This is a genomic window from Roseateles sp. P5_D6 (assembly GCF_054049415.1).
Genome location: NZ_JBFUMK010000013.1, coordinates 43,830 through 60,217 on the forward strand (window position 1 = coordinate 43,830; position 16,388 = coordinate 60,217).

A 16,388-nucleotide genomic window follows, 5' to 3' on the forward strand; every position below is an offset into this window, starting at 1 on the left:
GCCTCGGTCCAGGGCTCAGGCAGGCACGGCCGCGGTCGCCAGCTCGAAGCCCTCGTCCAGCCAGCCGGTGATGCCGCCGGCCATGATCTTCACCGGCCGGCCCAACCGCGCCAGGCGCAGCGCGCCGCGGGCTGCGCCGTTGCAGTGCGGGCCGGCGCAGTAGGTCACGAAGAGGGTGTCCTTGGGCCAGACAGCCAGCTTGCTCTCGACAAGCTTGCCGTGCGGGAAATGGATGGCGCCTGGCACATGGCCGCGGGCGTAGAGCTCGGCCGAGCGCACGTCCAGCAGCACGAAATCGGCGCCCTGGGTCAGGGCATCGTGCACGTCCCAGCAGTCGGCTTCGAAGGTGAACTCAGCGGCGAAGTGCGCCTCGGCCAGATGGGCGGGCGCGGCGGGAATGGCGGTGACTTGGCTGGGCATTTCGGCTCCTGGTTGATGGCGTCGTCATCGTGCCCAGCGGGGCGCTGCGCCACAATTGGCGCACATGACAAGCATCGACAAGATTTCGCCAACGACGACGGGGCCGCTTGTCGTCGCGCCGGTCTACGACGGCCTGTGCACCTTCGAGTTCGCCATTGCCGCCGAGGTCTTTGGCCTGGCGCGGCCGGAGATGGGCCCGAGCTGGTATCGCTTCGCCAGTGCCGCCATCGAGCCCGGGCCGCTGCGCGCGCACGGCGGGCTGAGCGTGATGAGCGACGGCGGCATCGAGCTGCTGGACCAGGCCGACCTCATCGTCATGGCCGGCTGGAAGGGTGCCGACGTGCCGGTGCCCGAGGCGCTGGCCGGGCGGCTGCGCAAAGCCTGGCAGCGCGGCGCGCGGCTGGCATCGATCTGCTCGGGCGCCTTCGTGCTGGCCGCCACCGGCTTGCTGGACGGCCGCCGCGCGGCCACGCACTGGCGCTATGCCGACAAGCTGCGCGAGCGCCACCCGGCCATCGACGTCGATGCCGGCGTGCTCTATGCCGAGGAGGACCGCGTCTTCACATCGGCCGGCAGCGCGGCGGGCATCGACCTGATGCTGCACCTCGTGCGCAGCGACTTCGGCGTGGAAGCCGCCAACAGCGTCGCGCGCCGGCTGGTGATGCCTGCGCACCGCGGCGGCGGGCAGGCGCAGTTCATCGAGCGGCCGGTGCCGCGCGACCGCACGAACCGGCTGTCCAGCCTGATGGACCAGGTGCGCGCCGACCTGCGCACGCCGTGGACGCTGGAGCGCATGGCCGCGGCCGGCGCCATGAGCCCGCGCACGCTGCTGCGCCGCTTCACTGACGCGACAGGGCAGTCCCCCGGCGACTGGCTGATCGCCGAGCGCGTGGCCGAGGCGCAGCGGCTGCTGGAGGCCAGCAGCCTGCCCGTCGAGAGCGTCGCGGCCGAGGCTGGCTTTGGCAGCGTGCAGGCGCTGCGCCACCACTTCCAGGCGCGGCTGGGGCTGGCGCCGCGGGCGTATCGGAGCAGTTTTGGGGTGGCCCGCTTGAGCGAGGGGCTAGGCGTCAGTCCGGGCCGGTTGCGCGGATGACAACATAGTCTTGCCTCTTCTCGTCCCAGTGGGACTCAGAGCTGATGACGACCGAAGATTCTTGCGCAAACACCTGGAATAGGCGGAGTAGGTCGTCGATGCGAAATTCGTAAGCCCACTTATGTCGCATGTAATCGGAGAACACCAGCATTCCTGCGAAAGCCTTTTCCTCTGACCATGTCTGCATCCAGTAATAGTGGATGAGTTGGTTGCACACATCCATGGCAGACAGCGAGACTGGTTCCGGGCGATTCATGTCGAATCGATCCTCTGGCCAACCAGAGCCCGTGTAGGTAAACGGACGATTCCCGACCTTCTTGTAGCGCACCGCTGGCATGAGAGTGCCACGCGCAGCATCATTGACTTTTGGTCGTTCGAGAAGCGAACGCACTTGGAACGCCACGAGCATCAGCTTCCGTTCGTATAGGACCAATTGCTTTTCAGACCACCGACCGTAACGCTGTTGTCGCTTGAGCCAAGAAAGCTCCGAACGTAGCTCTGCGCGCCAGTATCTCGATTCGATCATCTTTCAGATTAGGTAGGGGAACTGCGACGGTGCTTCTTCTGACGCCTAACGTACGAAATCAGCGAACGGCGAGGCCGTCCAAGGCAGCGAAGGGTTGAACATGACTACCTCACCGCTGCTGCGATTGCCGAGCCGAGTGCCGGACCAGCGGTGATAGTGGCAGTAAAAATCTGACCAACCAACTGCTTAGCAGCATCACCGGTGGCACTCAGGGCCCCGGCCTTAAGGGCGGTTTTGATTTGGGATGCAAGCGCCGGCTTCTTGTCTAGCGAATTGGGAACTTGACCCAAAACCGTCAGCCCCTTCATCGTGAGTTGAACGTGAAGAAACGCGGTGCCATCCAAGTAATGATTCGCGTACTGGACAAATCCCTCGGCGGCAAGAAACTTGATCGCTTCGAACGTTGCCTCAAGGTCGTTAAACGATGGTTCCGGCGGAAGTGTTCCTGGCGCCGCAGCTTCGGCGACCTCTACCGTTTTTAGCTCAATCGGCACTGGAAATGCGTCATGGAGCTGATCTAGCGTCACAAGAACGACACGGTTGAAGTGTTCGATGTTCATTGGTGTGCTCATGGTCGGCGATCCGTCCCCAGTGATGTTCAATGTGCAAGCTCAGCGGGCGGCGAAGCCGTCCGCTGCAGAGCAAGGTTAGCCGTCATCTACACGATGGTGAGGAGTTTTTTTGCTAAGGTTTCATGCACGTCAGCAAGCGCCATTTGGACGGTTCCGATGTACATATCGAATCGGGTGTCGCTGCGGAAACTGCTTCCTATTATTCCCCCATGAACACTCCAGTTCCGCATGGCATAGATCAGTAGCGGAAGGTCAAGAGCCGAAAAGTTCCCGGAGGTCAACGCGTTCCGAATTACCTTCCCAGTGGCCATGTTCTGGACATCAGACGGCGTGTACTTATAGAAGAGCGAGTGCAGCGTCGTGACTGTCTGACCGGCCGGAACTCCGGGAACTCTCGTGTTGATATGGATCGCAAGAAGCTGTTGTAACGCAGACTCCTGGTCGGCTGCGGTGGCAGCGGTAAGCCCGGCCTTGCCATAAAGAAATCGGAAGCGCTGGAGTTCGCTCTTTGCCGTTGTCCCGCCAAACAGATTCAGTATGGACGGTCTTGAGAAGAGCGCGTTCATCCCCGACCAAGCCAAATTAAATCTCACCATTTCAGTCACCCCAGGTGACCTTGCCGACTTGTTGAGGAACTTACTGTCATAGTTCAATGGATGCAAGTGACTTGCCCTGCGAGTCCAATCAATGGCCACGCCCAACCCAATCAGTCGTTCCGACTCTTCCTCTGTTTGAACTTTCGGATCGGTCAACCGCCTTTCCAGGTTTTTTGCCGCTTTTGCGTAGGTCTGACTAGCATTTTCGAATTTATCTTTTGCAGTTGTCACAAATACTCCTGTGATGGGTAAGTACCAGTTTATCCAGCACGCCGTGCTGAATACCCCGCCGTGTGCCGCTTAACCAGGTCCACGCGGTTCGTCCTAAGTCATTGTTGTAGATGAACAATTCGTCCGGCGCACTGAAGATCAGCGTCATTAAATTGATGTAGAAAGCGGCAATCGTCGATGCGACTTTGCCATCGGCGCTGCAAAGCGGCCCCTGCACCGCCGAAGCGAGCCCCGCTCCTACCGCCGCAACACCACCCCCTCCACCGCCTCATCCCCCAGCGCCCTGCCCTCGGCCTCCAGCGCCGCGGTGATGTCGCTGCCCAGCAAGGCCCGGCCGGCGTCCAGCGCGCCGTCCAACGCGCGCAGCTCCAGCGGGTCCAACGCCGTGTCATTGGCCGTCCAGCGGCCGCGCACATGGCCGGCGAGGCGGCAGGCGGCTTCGATGCGGCCCTGGGCCACCAGCAGCGGCAGGATGCCGAGCCAGGCCACCGTCGTGCCGAAGCGCCGCTGCGCGGCCAGGGACCGCGGCAGCAGGGCCTGCGCTTCGTCCAGCCGGCCCAAACCGACGAGCGCCTCGACGAGGGCGTTCAGCACCCAGGGCAGGCTACCGTTGCTGCCGCTGCCGTCGGCGTCCAGCACCTCCAACAGTGCGCGGGTGCGTGTGGCGCCTTCCTCGAAGCGGCCCAGGCGCACCAGCGTCAGGCAGATGTTGTTCTCGGCCACCTGCACGCGCTGTGACTGGCCGAGCTCGCGGGCGGCGAGCTGCTCGCGCTCCATGCAGGCGAGCAGTTCGGTGGTGTCGCGGCGCAAGCGGGCCACCACGGCCAGCGCGCCGTTCAGGCGCAGCCGCGTCGGGGCCGAGTCGTCGCCCGCGGCCAGCTCGCGCAGCAGCGTGCAGGCCTCGTCCAGCTCGGGCGCGTCCTCGGTGAAGGCGCGCACCCAGTGGGCCGCGGCGATGAGCAGTTCGGCGGGGTTGCCCAGCGGCCGCCAGAGGTCGACGGCCTTGCGCGAGACCGGCACGGCGCGCGGGTCGCTGCGGATGAGCAGCAGGTAGCCGAGCATGGACCACCACAGCGCCTGCACCGGCGCTGGCACCGCCTCGCCGCGGGCCTCCATCGCCGGCTGCAGAGACAGCATCCACTGCGTCACCTCGTGGCGCCAGACGGTGAACACCATCACGCGGGCGGCGCGGGCGCCGATCTGCGCGGCGGTGGCGAGGTCGTGCTCGCGCGCCCACAGGAAGGCCTCGCGGACGTTCTGCATGTCGGCCAGCCAAAGCGCCGCGTCGTCGCTGGGTGCAATCAGCGCCAGCACGGCCGCGGCATGGCGGCGGCGCGCGGAATGGCCGTCGGCGTCGCCCAGCCGCGCCAGCGCATGGGCGCGCATCGTCTCCAGCAGGCGGTAGCGTGGCGGGTCTTCGCTGGCGACGCTGACGAGGGAGCGCTCCACCAGCGTGGCCAGGCCATCGACGACATCCCAGCGGCTGGTGTGCTCGTCGCTGCTGAGCGTGACGGCCAGGTCCAGCGTGAAGCCGCCGGCGAACACGCCCAGCGCGCGATAGAGGCGCTGCTCGGCCGGCTCCAGCAGGCCGTGGCTCCAGTCCAGCGCGTCGAGCAGGGTGCGGTGGCGGGCCGATGAATCGCGCCGGCCACGGGACAGCAGCGCGAAGCGCTCGGCCAGCGCGTCGTGCACGGCCTGCAGGCCCATCAGCGGCACGCGCGCGGCGGCCAGTTCCAGCGCCAGCGGCAGGCCGTCAAGCTGCCGGCACAGCGCGGCGAGCAGCGGGAGCGACCTGGCGGACACGTCGAAGCGTGCGTCCACCGCGCGGATGCGGGCCACCAGCAGCGCCAGCGCGCCCTCGCGGGGGTCGGGGCCGTCGACGCCCTCGGCCACGGGCAGCGGCTCCAGGCGCAGCAGGCGTTCGCCGGCCACGCCCAGCGGCAGCTGGCTGGTGACGAGCAGGCGCAGCCGGGCCAGCGTGGCCAGCTGGGCGGCCCACTCGGCGCAGACCGCGGCGAGGTGCTCGGCGTTGTCCAGCACCAGCAGCAGGTCGTCGTCGGCCGGGATCAGGCTGAGCAGCTGGGGCAGCGCCTCGCCCGGGCTCAGCTGGCCGCCGAAGGCACGGGCGATGCCGTCGGGCAGTTGTGCGGGCAGCGTCAGCGGCGCCAGGTCGACCCAGGAAGCGCGGCCCTGCCAGCGCGCCAGCGCCTCGCGCACCAGGCTGCTTTTGCCCACGCCGGGGCTGCCGACGACGCTCACGCAGCCGGGCGCGGCCAACGCCTGGCGCAGGCGGGCCAGGTCGGCGTCGCGGCCGAACAGCGTGGTTGTGGCGGGCGCGGGCGGCGGCGCATCAGCGGCCTGTGGGTCGTCGTGCAGCGCGGCCGTGAAGCGGTAGCCGCGCCCGGGCACGGTGGCGATGGCGTCCTCGCCCAGCAGGCGGCGCAGCGCGTTGACCTGCACGCGCAGGTTGCCCTCTTCCACCACCAGCCCGGGCCAGACGCGCTCGATCAGCTCGGCCTTGGTGAACAGCTCGGCGGGCCGGCCGGCCAGCGTGAACAGCAGGTCCAGCGCGCGGCCGCCCAGGGCCGAGGGCTCGCCGTCCACCAGCAGCCGGTACTCGGCCGGGCGCAGCTCGAAGCGGCCGCCCGGGCCGAAGCGCAGCGGCTGGGTCGGCGGGTGGGCGGGTTCGGTGGCAGGCAAGGCGGCTCCGGTGATTGCGCCGGGCACTGTAAAGCCGCCGGTTTAACAACGTTGAACAACCATCGAACCGCGCCTGCCGCGAGCATTCGTCCCACAGCAACACGTCACCCAGGAGCCGCAATGACCGAACCCGAAGTCTCCGTTCCCGCCATCATGCGCAACTACCACGAGGTGCTGCGCAACGACCTGGCCAAGGTGCTGGCGCCGCTGGCCGAACGCGGCGACCTGGGCGGCTTCGCGCCGGCTTGGGGCGCCTATGTCGATGCCATCGCCGTCCATGCGGCCATGGAGGACGGCATGGAGGGCGCGGGCGGCGGCATCACGTCCATGCTGGACCTGCATTTCGACGGCGCTGCAAACGCGGCGATGTTCCGCGCCGAGCATGTCGACGAGCACGAACTGCAGGCCGCCGTGACGCGTGCCATCCCGCTGGGCGTCGGCGCGCTGCGCGATGCCTTCGCCGCCTACCGCGCCTGCGCCGAGGCGCACCTGCTGCACGAGGAGGACATCATGATGCCCCTCGTCAACCGCCTGCCCAAGGAAGGCAAGGCCGCCCTCTTCGCCCAGTGGTGCGTGTCGGCCGGCATCGCCCACGGCGGCTTCGACCACCTCGTGGCCCACGGCGTCGCGTCGCTGGCCGCCTTCGGCAGCACCAAGAACTCGCCCGTCGGCGCCACGCGCGTGTTCGTGCACTCGCTCAAGACCGTCTGCACCCCCGAGCAGTGGGCGCGCTACGGCCCGATCGCCCGCCGCGCGATCCCGCCCGAGGTCTGGGCGGGCGTGCTGGCCGAAGTCCCGAGCCTGGCCGCCTGATTTCCATAGACCTGTTTCGATCAAGCTCATGCGGAACAGGCCCTTGCTTCCTTCCTATCATGGGGCCTGCTAACACTGCGGCAATGGGCCGCGAAGGCCCGCCGCCGGGTGCCAATCAAGGCGCAGCGCGCCGCCCGCACTCGCGTGCGGGCAAGCGATGCAACGCCGAGTGGCCCCCGGCGACGGGCCTTCCCTTCGGGTTGTGGCCAGAAAGGCCGCGAGCGGCGTTGCAAATCCTCGCCGGGTGCCCAACCCCATTGCCGCAGTGTTAGCAGGCCCCACCCCCACCCAAGCCCCCAACGGAGACCATCATGTCCCTGCGCATCAACGACAYCGCCCCCGACTTCACCGCCCAGACCACGCAAGGCGAGATCAAGTTCCACGACTGGATCGGCGACAAGTGGGCCGTGTTGTTCTCCCACCCCAAGGACTTCACGCCGGTGTGCACGACCGAGCTGGGCTATATGGCCAAGATCGAGCCCGAGTTCACCAAGCGCAATGCCAAGCTGATCGGCCTGAGCGTGGACCCGGTGGACAACCACCACCGCTGGGCCGCCGACATCGAGGAGACCCAGGGCCATCTGCCCAAGTACCCCATGATCGGCGACAGCGACCTGCATGTCGCCAAGCTCTACAACATGCTGCCGGCCGATACCGAAGGCACGTCCGAGGGCCGCACCGCGGCGACCAACGCCACCGTGCGCTCCGTCTTCATCGTCGGCCCGGACAAGCGCATCAAGCTGATGCTGACCTACCCGATGACCACGGGCCGCAACTTCGACGAGATCCTGCGCGCGCTGGACAGCATGCAGCTGACCGCCAAGCACAAGGTCGCCACACCGGTGAACTGGAAGCAGGGCGACGACGTCATCATTGCCGGCTCGGTGAGCGACGAGGACGCCAAGACGCTGTTCCCGGCCGGCTGGAAGGCGCCCAAGCCCTATCTGCGCATCACCAAACAGCCCACCTGAGACCCGCACGCCTGGGCTTCCAGGCGGTGCAGCGGCGCGCTGTAGTAGGGGCTGACACCCGGTTGGGTGGCCAGCGCCGTGCGGGCCAGCGCGACCCAGCGCGCGGCCTGGTCGCGGTCGCCAGCGCGCCAGGCGCACAGCGCGGCCACGCCGTGCAGGCGCGCGATCTGCGGCGCGGCCGGGTGGTGCGGCAGGCTCAACGCGGCGACGAAGGCGCGCATGCGGGCCAGGCCAGCGCGGGCGTCCGGCTGCAGGCACTGGCCTTCAGCGCGCAGCAGCTCAGGCCCGGTGGCGAAGCCGGCCGTCAGCATGGCGTCCTGCGGCTTGGCCTCATGGCGCGTCGCCAGCGCCAGCGCCTGGCGGGCCAGCGCCTGGCGGGCCAGCGCCGCGTCGCCGCTGTCGACAAGGACCCGGGCGCGGGCCTCGCGCAGCACCTCTTCGTACCAGGCCGGGTCGTGCCCGGCGCCGCGCAGCGCTTCGGGCGCCGGCGCTTCGTCAAGAAAACGTAGCGCGCCGGCCATCTCACCCGCCATGCTGGCGTTCAGCGCCTGCAGGCGGATATCTCCGGCCAGCAGCGGATGCAGGCCCTTGCCGGCCGCTACACGGGCCTGGCGGCGCAATGCAAAGCGCTGGGCCGCCAACTCGTGCTGCCCGCGCTCCATGGCCGCATCACCGGCACGGCCGTGCGCAATGGTCAGTTCGACCGGCCGGTGCAGCAGCGGCAGGCGCTGCGTGTAGTCGGCCTCCACCAGCGGCGCGCCCTGCGCCACGTCGCCCCAGTTCAACAGCAGGCGGCCCAGATGCCCCTGCACCTGGGCGAGCAGCAGCGGCGGCACACCGTCGCCCAGGGCGCGCAGCCGTTGCAGGCAGGCCTCCAGCTCGGCGCGCACGCGCTCGAAAGGCAGCGACAGCGTCGTCGCATACATGGCCGACCAGACGTTGGCCGCGCCGACCTCCGCGCGCACCGCGTACAGGCCGCCGCGCTCGCGCAGCGTGGCCAGCGCCGGCGCTAGCAGGGCCAGGGCGTCGTCGTGCCGACCCTGCTGGGCGGCCCAACGCGCGCCACGCAGGCCGGCCTCGGCGGCGGCCAGCGTGTCCTCGCCTGCAGCGGCGGCGCGGAACTCAACCAGGGCCTCGGGCTCATGGCCACGGCGGTTCAGCAGCTCGCCGCGCAGCAGGTGGCGCCACGCCTGCCCAGCGGCATCGGCTGGCGCGGGCAGGCGCGCCAGCAACGTCTCGGCCTCGTCCATGCGACCGAGATCGACGAGGGCACGCGCCTTCAGCAGGCCGGTGTCCACGTCGCCGGGCGTGTCGGGCAGGGCCGCCAGCACCTCGTCCGGCCGCCCGGCGTCAAGCCGCGCACGCCCCAGGCGCTGCGCAGCCGCGCGTGTCTCGTCGGCCGGCGCGGCCTGGGCACGCAGCGAGGCCAGTTCACGCTCCCGCAGGTTGACGGCCAGTGGCGCGGCCCCCATGGTTTCGTAGGCATCGCCCAGCACGCGGTAGAGCCGGGCCCGCTGGGCGGGATCGCCGGCAAAGCGCTGCTCAATCAGCTGAGCGCCGCGCTCCAGCAGCGGCACTTCGCCGTCGCCGTGAGGATGACGGGCCTGCGGCTCGGCGCCAAAGCGGAACATCTCGGCGACGAAGGTCGTGGCCACGTTCTCGCGCTCGGCGGCCAGAGCAGCGCGCTGGCGCTGGCCAGCCAATTGCACGGCCAGGACGCCGATCACAACCAGCACGCCGCCAGCCAGCATCGCGGCACGACGGCGACGACGCAGCAACAGGCCCAACCGCCGCAGCGGCGCCGCAGGGCGCGCCTGCACCGGCTCCTGACGCAGCCAACGCTCGACCTCGTCGGCAAGCGCGTCGGCGCTGGCGTAGCGCCGGCCCGGCTCCGTCGCGCAGGCGCGGGCGACGACAGCGGCCAGGTCGGCATCGCCCGCCTCTGCCACCAACTCGCCCAGCATGACGCCCAGTGCATAGACGTCGACTTGCACGCTCAGCTCACCGCCCAGCAGCAACTCGGGCGCCGCGTAACGCGGCGTGCAGGCCGGCGGCGGCGCGCCCGGGCCGACGACGCCCAGCACGGCGGCGATACCGAAGTCCAGCAGATGCGGCCGGCCCTCGGCGTCGACCAGCACATTGGCCGGCTTCAGATCGCGATGCAGCACCAGGCGGCCGTGGGCATACGCCAGCGTGCGGGCGATCGTCACGAACAGGCGCAGCCGCGCCGGCAGCGCCAGTCCGGCGGCCGCCTCGTCCAACGGCCGCCCCTCGACGTAGGCAATGGCCAGATACGGCCGCGGCTGGCCGTCGGGGCCGGGCTCCAGGCCGGCGTCGTACAAACGCGCGATGCGCGGGTGCTCCAGGCGGGCGACGAGACCGGTCTCCCGGGCAAAGGCCTCGCCGTCAGCCCAGTGCCCGCGAGGCAATTTCAGCGCCACCTGGCGCTCGAACAGGCCGTCAGCCCGATCGGCCAGCCACACCTCGCCCATGCCGCCGCGGCCCAGCGGGCGCAGCAGCCGATAGGGCCCGACACGCTCGCCCGCCCGCAGAGCGAGCGGTTCTGCCAGGCCTGGCAGCGCAGCGAGGAAGCCCTCGTGCTCCCCGGCGTCATGGCGATCCAACATCTGCGCCAAACGCTCGCGCAGCGTCCCCAGGGGCAGCGCCGCCAGCCAGGCCGGGCGCGCCGCGGGCGCCAGTTCCAGGCCCTCGTCCAGCAGTTGGCTCAGCGTGCGCAGCTCGTCGAGGGACATCGCAGTCATGCGCCGCAGTTTGCGGTCGGCAGGCCGCCCGTGCCGTCCCCMACTCGGTGGACAGCGGGCGGCCTGGCCTGCGCCGTTGCGTCAGACCGCCGTCATGACCGGGTCGATGAGGCGGCGCTCGCCCGCAACCAGGACCTGTGCCGCTGTAGGTGCAGGCCTGCACAGGCGCATGGCCGAGACCGATGTCGCCGACGGAGCGGGCCGGACAACATCAGCCTGTTGCACAGTTGCAGGAGACACCGCATGCCTGACCTGACCTCCGCCACCGAACTGGCCTCCCGGGCCAAGACACCCTTTCCCGGCGCCTCCGCCGAGTACGAGCAGGCCCGCAAGGCCCTGCTCGCCGAGGAGATCGAGTTCCGCCGCCACATGACGCGCCTGACCGAGCAGCGGCGCGCGCTGCCACCCGGGCCGGTCATCGCCAAACCCTACAAGTTCAAGGACGAGCAGGCCTTCGACGTCAGCCTGCTCGAGCTGTTCGGCGACAAGGACACGCTGGTAACCTACTTCTGGATGTACGGCCCGCAGCGCGAGCGCCCCTGCCCGATGTGCACCAACTGGCTGGGCGCCGTCAACGGCAATGCCGCCGACATCAAGCAGCGCGTGGCGCTGAAGATCCTCGGCCGCTCGCCGGTCGAGCGGCAATACGCCTTCGCCCAAGAGCGCGGCTGGCGCGATCTCAACTTCGTGCAGACCGTCGGCGACGACTACGCCAAGGATCTTGGCATCCTGCAGCCCGACGGCAGCGAGTACCCGGCCCTCGTGGTGTTCAGGCGCGACGGCGAGCAGGTCAGGTTGTTCTGGGCCAGCGAGATGACCAAGGCCATGGGCGACCCCGGCCAGGACCCGCGCGATGCGCCGGACATCGCGTCGCTGTGGTCCGTGCTGGACCTCACGCCCGAGGGGCGGGGCACCGATTGGTACCCCAAGCTCCAATACTGAAGCTCAGACCTCGGCCGTCACCGGGTCGATGATGCGGCGCACCTGGCTGACCTGGTCGGCCGGGAAGCCACCCAGCCGCGCATGCTCACGCACCTTGGCCTCGTCTGGCGCGTTGTAGACGCAGTAGATCTTGTCGTCGGTCACGTAGCTGTGCACCCACTGGATGCTGGGGCCCAGGTCGCGCAGGACGCCGCAGGACGTGGCGGAAATGCCTTGCAACTGCTCGGCCGTGAGCTGACCGGCGCCGGGGATGTTTCTTTCGATGACGAACTTGGGCATGGGGAACTCCTGTTGTAGCGGGCCTGCCGGAAGTCGACCGGCCTGACGCCATCCTCTTTCCAGGGAGTGGGTGACGTCCTTTAGCCGGCATGAAATCTGGCTAAATTCGACCCCTCGATGTCCACCAACCGATTCCGCTTCGGCGACTACAAGCTGCTCCCGGCCGAGCGCCTGCTGTTCCGCCGCGGCGTCGAGGTCGCGCTGACGGCGCGCGCCTTCGAGCTGCTGGTGGCCTTCGTCGAGCGCGCCGGGCAGCTGGTGGCCAAGGACGAGCTGCTGCGGCGCGTCTGGGCCGGTGTCGTCGTCGAGGAGAACAACCTCGCCGTGCAAGTCGGCGTGTTGCGCAAGCTGCTCGGCGCCGAGGCCATCACGACCATCCCCGGCTTTGGCTACCGCTTCGCGCTGCCGGTGCTGGATGTGGCCGAGGCCGCGCCCGGCGAGCCTGGCCTGGGTGCCCGCGGCCGTTTGCCGGTGCGTCTGCCGCCGCTGATCGGCCGCGAGACTGAGCTGGGCGAGCTGCAGGCCCTGCTGCGCGACCAGCCGGCCGTCACGCTGTGCGGCGGCCCTGGCGTCGGCAAGACGCGGCTTGCGCAGGAGCTCGCGCTGAGCCTGCGCGGCGACCACGCCGACGGGGCCTGGTGGGTGGACCTGACGCTGCTGCGCGAGGACGAGCCCGTCGCGGCCGCCGTGGCCCGCGCGCTGGGCCTGCCACCCGGCCCGGACCCGCTCGCGACGCTGGCGGCCAAGCTGTCGGCGCTGGCCCTGCTGATCGTGCTGGACAACGCCGAGCACCGCGCCGCGGATGTCGCCGAGCTCGTCTCGACGCTGGTGCGCGACACCGAGCGGGTCAGCCTGCTCATCACCAGCCAGCTGCCGCTGCAGGCCCAGGGCGAACGCGTCTACCGCCTGGAGCCGCTGCCCCTGCCCGACGCCGTGCGCCTGCTGGCCGCGCGCACCGGCGCGACCGAAGCGGGCGTCAGCCACCGGGCCGAGGAGATCTGCGAGGCGCTGGACTGCAACCCGCTGGCCATCGAGCTGGCCGCTTCGCGCCTGGATGTGCTGGGGCTGGACGGCCTGGCCGCGCGGCTGCACCAGCGGCTGACGCTGCTGGCTCCCAGCGATGCGCGCAGCCCGTCGCGCCGCAACGCGCTGGCCGAAGCCCTGAGCTGGTCGCACGAACTGCTGGCCGAGCGCGAGCGCGTGGTGCTGCGCCGGTTGGCCGTCTTCCCGGGCAGCTTCTCGCTGGAAGGCGCAGCCCTGGTGCTGGCCGACGACAAGCTGCCCGCCGCAGCCGCGGTGGCCGCAGTGCTCAGCCTGGTCGAGCGGTCCCTCGTCAGCATCGACCGAGGCACGGCGCAGCGGCGCTTGCGCCTGCTGGAAACCATGCGCCTTTTCGCGCTGGACAAGCTCGCCGCCGCCGGCGAGACGGCGCTGGCCGAGGCGCGCCATTGCGCGGGGCTGCGCTGGCTGCTGGACGACGCCTATGAGGAATCCTGGCGGCTTCCCTACGCCGGCTGGAAGGCGCGCTACGAGCCCGAGCTACCGGGCCTGTGGGCGGCGCTGGCCTGGGGCGAAGCGCACGACCTCGCTGCCGCCGTCTCGCTGTTCGGCGCCGCCGCACCGCTGTGGCTGCCGCGCGCCACCCAGGCCCGCCCGCATGCGCTGGTGCTGGCCGCCCGGCTGGCAGCGTGTGCCGACCTGCCCAAGGCGGAGCTGGCGCGCTTCTGGTGGGCCTGCGCGCGCTGCCACAGCGTCGTGCACCCCGGCCTGGCGCGCGAGGCCGCCGAGCGCGCCGCGCGCCTGTACCGCGAGCTGGGCGACGAGCGCGGCGAGTACCTGGCCCTGGTCGAGCACGCCTTCAACTGGCGCGTGGACGGCCCCGAGGCACGCGCCACGCTGGCCGCCGCGCGCATGCTGGAAAGCCCCGGCTGGCCGGCCGCCGTGCTGGAGCGCGGCCTGACGACCGAGGCCGTGCTGCATCTGACCTCAGGCCGGCACGACGAAGCCCGGCGCTGCTACCAGGCGGCGCTGGCGTTGTGCGAGCGTGGTGGCTTCGACGCCGGCGTGATGCGCGCCCGGCTGAACCTGGCCGACCAGGCCCGCGCCGCTGGCGAGCTGGACCTGGCCGTGCAGCTGGGCGAGGCGCTGCTGGCCGAGCCGGGCGATGCCGGCGACCTGGCCTGCTTGGCCACCATCATGGGCAACCTGATCGGCGCGCTGGTCGCACAGGGCCGGTTCGAGCGCGCCCGCGAGGTGGCGCGGCAAGCCCCAGCTCGCCTGGGTCGGCTGGCGGTGGATGACCAACTGTGGGTGTCGCTGGACGCGCTGGCGCTGCTGCATCTGCAAGCCGGCCGCACGGCGCTGGCCGCGCAACTGGCCGGCGCGGCGGACCGGGAGTTCGAGGCTCACGGGCAGATGCAGCGCCAGCCCAACGAGGCCGCCGACCGCGCGATGCTCGCGGCAGAGCTGGCTACCCAACTCAGCGCAGCCGATGTGGAGCGGCTGGCGCAGGAAGGCCGGCGCATGAGCCTGCCCGACGCCATGCGCGCCGCGTTCGAGCTTTAGGGTGTTGCCATCGGCCGGTGGTCGTAGCTGAATACCTTGGCAATCTGCCAGCGGCTGCCGTCGAAGCGCCACAGGATGGTGTAGCGCCCTTGCTGGATGCAGTCCGGCTTGCCGGCTCCGGCAAAGCAGTGGCGCCCCATCTGAAGGGCACCCACCTTGGCCAGTGGATAGACCTCCATCGTGCCTTCGATCGCGCGGCGCTGCACCTTGCCGCAGATATTCTTCTGCACCGCCTGGATGACCTGTTCGCGATTGAGGATGCGGCCGCTGAGGTCGTGGAAAAACTCCACGTCCGGCGCGTACAGCGCCAACAGCGTGCCGGTATCGCACTGGTTGAAAGCGTCGAAGTGCTGTTGGTCCAACTTGGCGATCACCGCCGGCAGCTCCGCATCGGGGATGGTGGCGTGCACGGCCTGCGCGTGCGCGGTGCAGGCCGCCATGAGGCCGAGCAGGGGCAGTAGCCATCGGCGCATGGTCGATTCTTTCGTCAGATGAACAAGCGCGTGGCCAGTTCGGTGGCATCGTTGACCGTGCGCAACTCGGCGTAGGCCGCTTCGGCCTCGGGGTAGGCGCGCTTCAGATAGTGCAGCCACTGCTTGAGTCGACCGCCCTGGTGCTTCGCAGCGACAGTGGCACGCACCTGGTCGAAGAAGACCTGCATCAGCGGCAGCAGCTCGGCCCACGGCACCGGCTCGGCACGCCTGCCCGCCACGCGCAGCGCCAGGCCGGGGTCGGCCACCATGCCGCGGCCCAGCATCAGGTGTTCGCAGCCGCTGCGCTCGCGGGCCAGTTCGGCATGCTCGACCGTCCAGATCTCGCCATTGGCAATGATGGTGATGGGCACCGCCTCGCGCACGGCGGCGATGCGCTCCCAGTAGGCCGGCGGCTTGTAGCCATCGGCCTTGGTGCGGGCATGCACGACGATCTCCTGGGCGCCCGCATCGTGAATCGCGCGGGCCACGTCGAGCGTGCGGCTGTCATCCATATAGCCCAGGCGCATCTTGGCGGACACCATCACGTCCATCGGCACCGCACGGCGCACGGCGGAGACGATTTCGTGGATCAGCTCGGGTTCGTCCAGCAACACGGCGCCGCCACGGTGGCGGTTGACGCACTTGGCCGGGCAGCCGAAGTTCAGGTCGATGCCCTCGGGCTTCAGCTCGGCAAGTCGCCCGGCGTTCTCGGCCAGGCAGGTCACGTCGGAGCCCAGCAACTGCGGATGCACCGGCACGCCGGCAGCCGTGCGCCCACCGTTCCTCAGCTCCGGCACGATGCGCGTGAACACGCGGCTGGGCAGCAGCTGGTCGGTCACGCGGATGAACTCGGACACGCAGCGGTCCACGCCGCCCACGCGCGTGAGCACGTCGCGCAGGATGTGATCCAACAGCCCTTCCATGGGCGCCAAGAGGATCATTTCGACTCCTCTTGGTTCATCAAATAGAGCCGCAGGTCGAACTCCAGCTGGAAGTAGTCCGGCTCCATGTGCTGGCAGAGCTTGTAGAAGGGCTTGTTGTGCTCCAGCTCCCGCAGATGCGCCAGCTCGTGCACGACGATCATGCGCAGCAGCGCGGCCGGCGCCTCCTTGAACAGCGTGGCCACGCGGATCTCGCGGCGCATCTTCAGCTTTGAGCCTTGCACCTGGGTGCGGCGGGTGTGCGTCCCCAGCGCCTGCTGCAGCACGCGCAGCTTGGCGTCATAGCCGACGAAATTCAGCGGCTCGGCATTGCGCAGGTGGCGGGCCTTGAGCGCCTGCACATAGTCGAACAGGGCGCCATCGCTGCGCACCTCGTGGCGCTCAGGCAGGCGGCGGGCGAGATGGTCGGCCAAGCGGCCGTCCAGGCGCAGCTGTTCGGCCTGGGCGATGAGTTCGGGCGGGTAGCCAGCGAGGTAGCGGGCGGCAAGCATGCAGTCGGGATTC

Annotated in this window: 15 protein-coding genes; 5 read left to right on the top strand and 10 right to left on the bottom strand. The window is 69.6% G+C overall.

The annotated features are described in order from the left end of the window. Positions 1–15: 15 nt before the first annotated feature. Positions 16–420: a rhodanese-like domain-containing protein gene (locus ACXJKM_RS18125; RefSeq protein WP_457354176.1), complete on the bottom strand. Its 405-nt coding sequence runs from the start codon at positions 418–420 to the stop codon at positions 16–18. A gap of 64 nt (positions 421–484) precedes the next feature. Here ACXJKM_RS18125 and ftrA point away from each other — a divergent pair, with 64 nt between their 5' ends. After that, the gene (gene ftrA / locus ACXJKM_RS18130) at positions 485–1,513 is read left to right on the top strand and encodes a transcriptional regulator FtrA (RefSeq protein ID WP_457354178.1); all 1,029 of its coding nucleotides are present in this window, start codon (positions 485–487) and stop codon (positions 1,511–1,513) included. On the opposite strand, the gene ACXJKM_RS18135 is transcribed toward ftrA, so the two are convergent. From ACXJKM_RS18135 to ACXJKM_RS18150, 4 genes are all read right to left on the bottom strand, one after another. Further along, positions 1,488–2,039 carry a hypothetical protein gene (locus ACXJKM_RS18135; protein WP_457354180.1) on the bottom strand — a complete coding sequence of 184 codons (552 nt, stop codon included), beginning with the start codon at positions 2,037–2,039 and terminating at the stop codon, positions 1,488–1,490. The genes ftrA and ACXJKM_RS18135 overlap by 26 nt on opposite strands. Before the next feature lie 104 nt (positions 2,040–2,143). Beyond that, positions 2,144–2,599 carry a hypothetical protein gene (locus ACXJKM_RS18140; protein WP_457354182.1) on the bottom strand — a complete coding sequence of 152 codons (456 nt, stop codon included), beginning with the start codon at positions 2,597–2,599 and terminating at the stop codon, positions 2,144–2,146. 98 nt (positions 2,600–2,697) lie between these two features. Further along, on the bottom strand, positions 2,698–3,438 hold the full coding sequence (locus ACXJKM_RS18145) for a hypothetical protein (RefSeq protein WP_457354184.1): 741 nt from the start codon (positions 3,436–3,438) through the stop codon (positions 2,698–2,700). Positions 3,439–3,675: 237 nt separating this feature from the next. After that, positions 3,676–6,138 carry an ATP-binding protein gene (locus tag ACXJKM_RS18150; RefSeq protein ID WP_457354186.1) on the bottom strand — a complete coding sequence of 821 codons (2,463 nt, stop codon included), beginning with the start codon at positions 6,136–6,138 and terminating at the stop codon, positions 3,676–3,678. Positions 6,139–6,258: 120 nt separating this feature from the next. On the opposite strand from ACXJKM_RS18150, the gene ACXJKM_RS18155 reads away from it, so the two are divergent. Together ACXJKM_RS18155 and ACXJKM_RS18160 are read left to right on the top strand one after the other, a co-directional pair. Then, entirely contained in the window at positions 6,259–6,951 is a 693-nt protein-coding gene (locus ACXJKM_RS18155; protein WP_457354188.1) for a hemerythrin domain-containing protein, read from the top strand. 311 nt (positions 6,952–7,262) lie between these two features. Continuing rightward, positions 7,263–7,922 carry a peroxiredoxin gene (locus ACXJKM_RS18160; RefSeq protein WP_457354190.1) on the top strand — a complete coding sequence of 220 codons (660 nt, stop codon included), beginning with the start codon at positions 7,263–7,265 and terminating at the stop codon, positions 7,920–7,922. Here the strand turns inward: ACXJKM_RS18160 and ACXJKM_RS18165 are convergent. Then, positions 7,892–10,684: a protein kinase domain-containing protein gene (locus ACXJKM_RS18165; protein WP_457354192.1), complete on the bottom strand. Its 2,793-nt coding sequence runs from the start codon at positions 10,682–10,684 to the stop codon at positions 7,892–7,894. The genes ACXJKM_RS18160 and ACXJKM_RS18165 overlap by 31 nt on opposite strands. 243 nt (positions 10,685–10,927) lie before the next feature. Here ACXJKM_RS18165 and ACXJKM_RS18170 point away from each other — a divergent pair, with 243 nt between their 5' ends. Then, positions 10,928–11,626 (top strand): DUF899 family protein, encoded by a 699-nt coding sequence (locus tag ACXJKM_RS18170; RefSeq protein WP_457354194.1) that lies wholly within the window; start codon positions 10,928–10,930, stop codon positions 11,624–11,626. A 3-nt stretch (positions 11,627–11,629) separates the two neighbouring features. Here ACXJKM_RS18170 and ACXJKM_RS18175 read toward each other — a convergent pair whose 3' ends face one another. Next, positions 11,630–11,905 (bottom strand): DUF4242 domain-containing protein, encoded by a 276-nt coding sequence (locus tag ACXJKM_RS18175; protein ID WP_457354196.1) that lies wholly within the window; start codon positions 11,903–11,905, stop codon positions 11,630–11,632. A 117-nt stretch (positions 11,906–12,022) separates the two neighbouring features. On the opposite strand from ACXJKM_RS18175, the gene ACXJKM_RS18180 reads away from it, so the two are divergent. Beyond that, positions 12,023–14,470 carry an ATP-binding protein gene (locus tag ACXJKM_RS18180; RefSeq protein WP_457354198.1) on the top strand — a complete coding sequence of 816 codons (2,448 nt, stop codon included), beginning with the start codon at positions 12,023–12,025 and terminating at the stop codon, positions 14,468–14,470. Here the strand turns inward: ACXJKM_RS18180 and ACXJKM_RS18185 are convergent. From ACXJKM_RS18185 to ACXJKM_RS18195, 3 genes are read right to left on the bottom strand one after another with little or no spacing between them, the layout of a single operon-like run. After that, positions 14,467–14,910, bottom strand: coding sequence for a nuclear transport factor 2 family protein (locus tag ACXJKM_RS18185; protein ID WP_457354200.1), 444 nt, complete (start codon positions 14,908–14,910; stop codon positions 14,467–14,469). The genes ACXJKM_RS18180 and ACXJKM_RS18185 overlap by 4 nt on opposite strands. A gap of 47 nt (positions 14,911–14,957) precedes the next feature. After that, positions 14,958–15,884: a tRNA dihydrouridine synthase gene (locus ACXJKM_RS18190; protein ID WP_457354202.1), complete on the bottom strand. Its 927-nt coding sequence runs from the start codon at positions 15,882–15,884 to the stop codon at positions 14,958–14,960. Further along, on the bottom strand, positions 15,881–16,375 hold the full coding sequence (locus ACXJKM_RS18195) for a YgjP-like metallopeptidase domain-containing protein (protein WP_056199069.1): 495 nt from the start codon (positions 16,373–16,375) through the stop codon (positions 15,881–15,883). Before ACXJKM_RS18195 ends, ACXJKM_RS18190 begins: the two co-directional genes overlap by 4 nt. Positions 16,376–16,388: the final 13 nt, after the last annotated feature.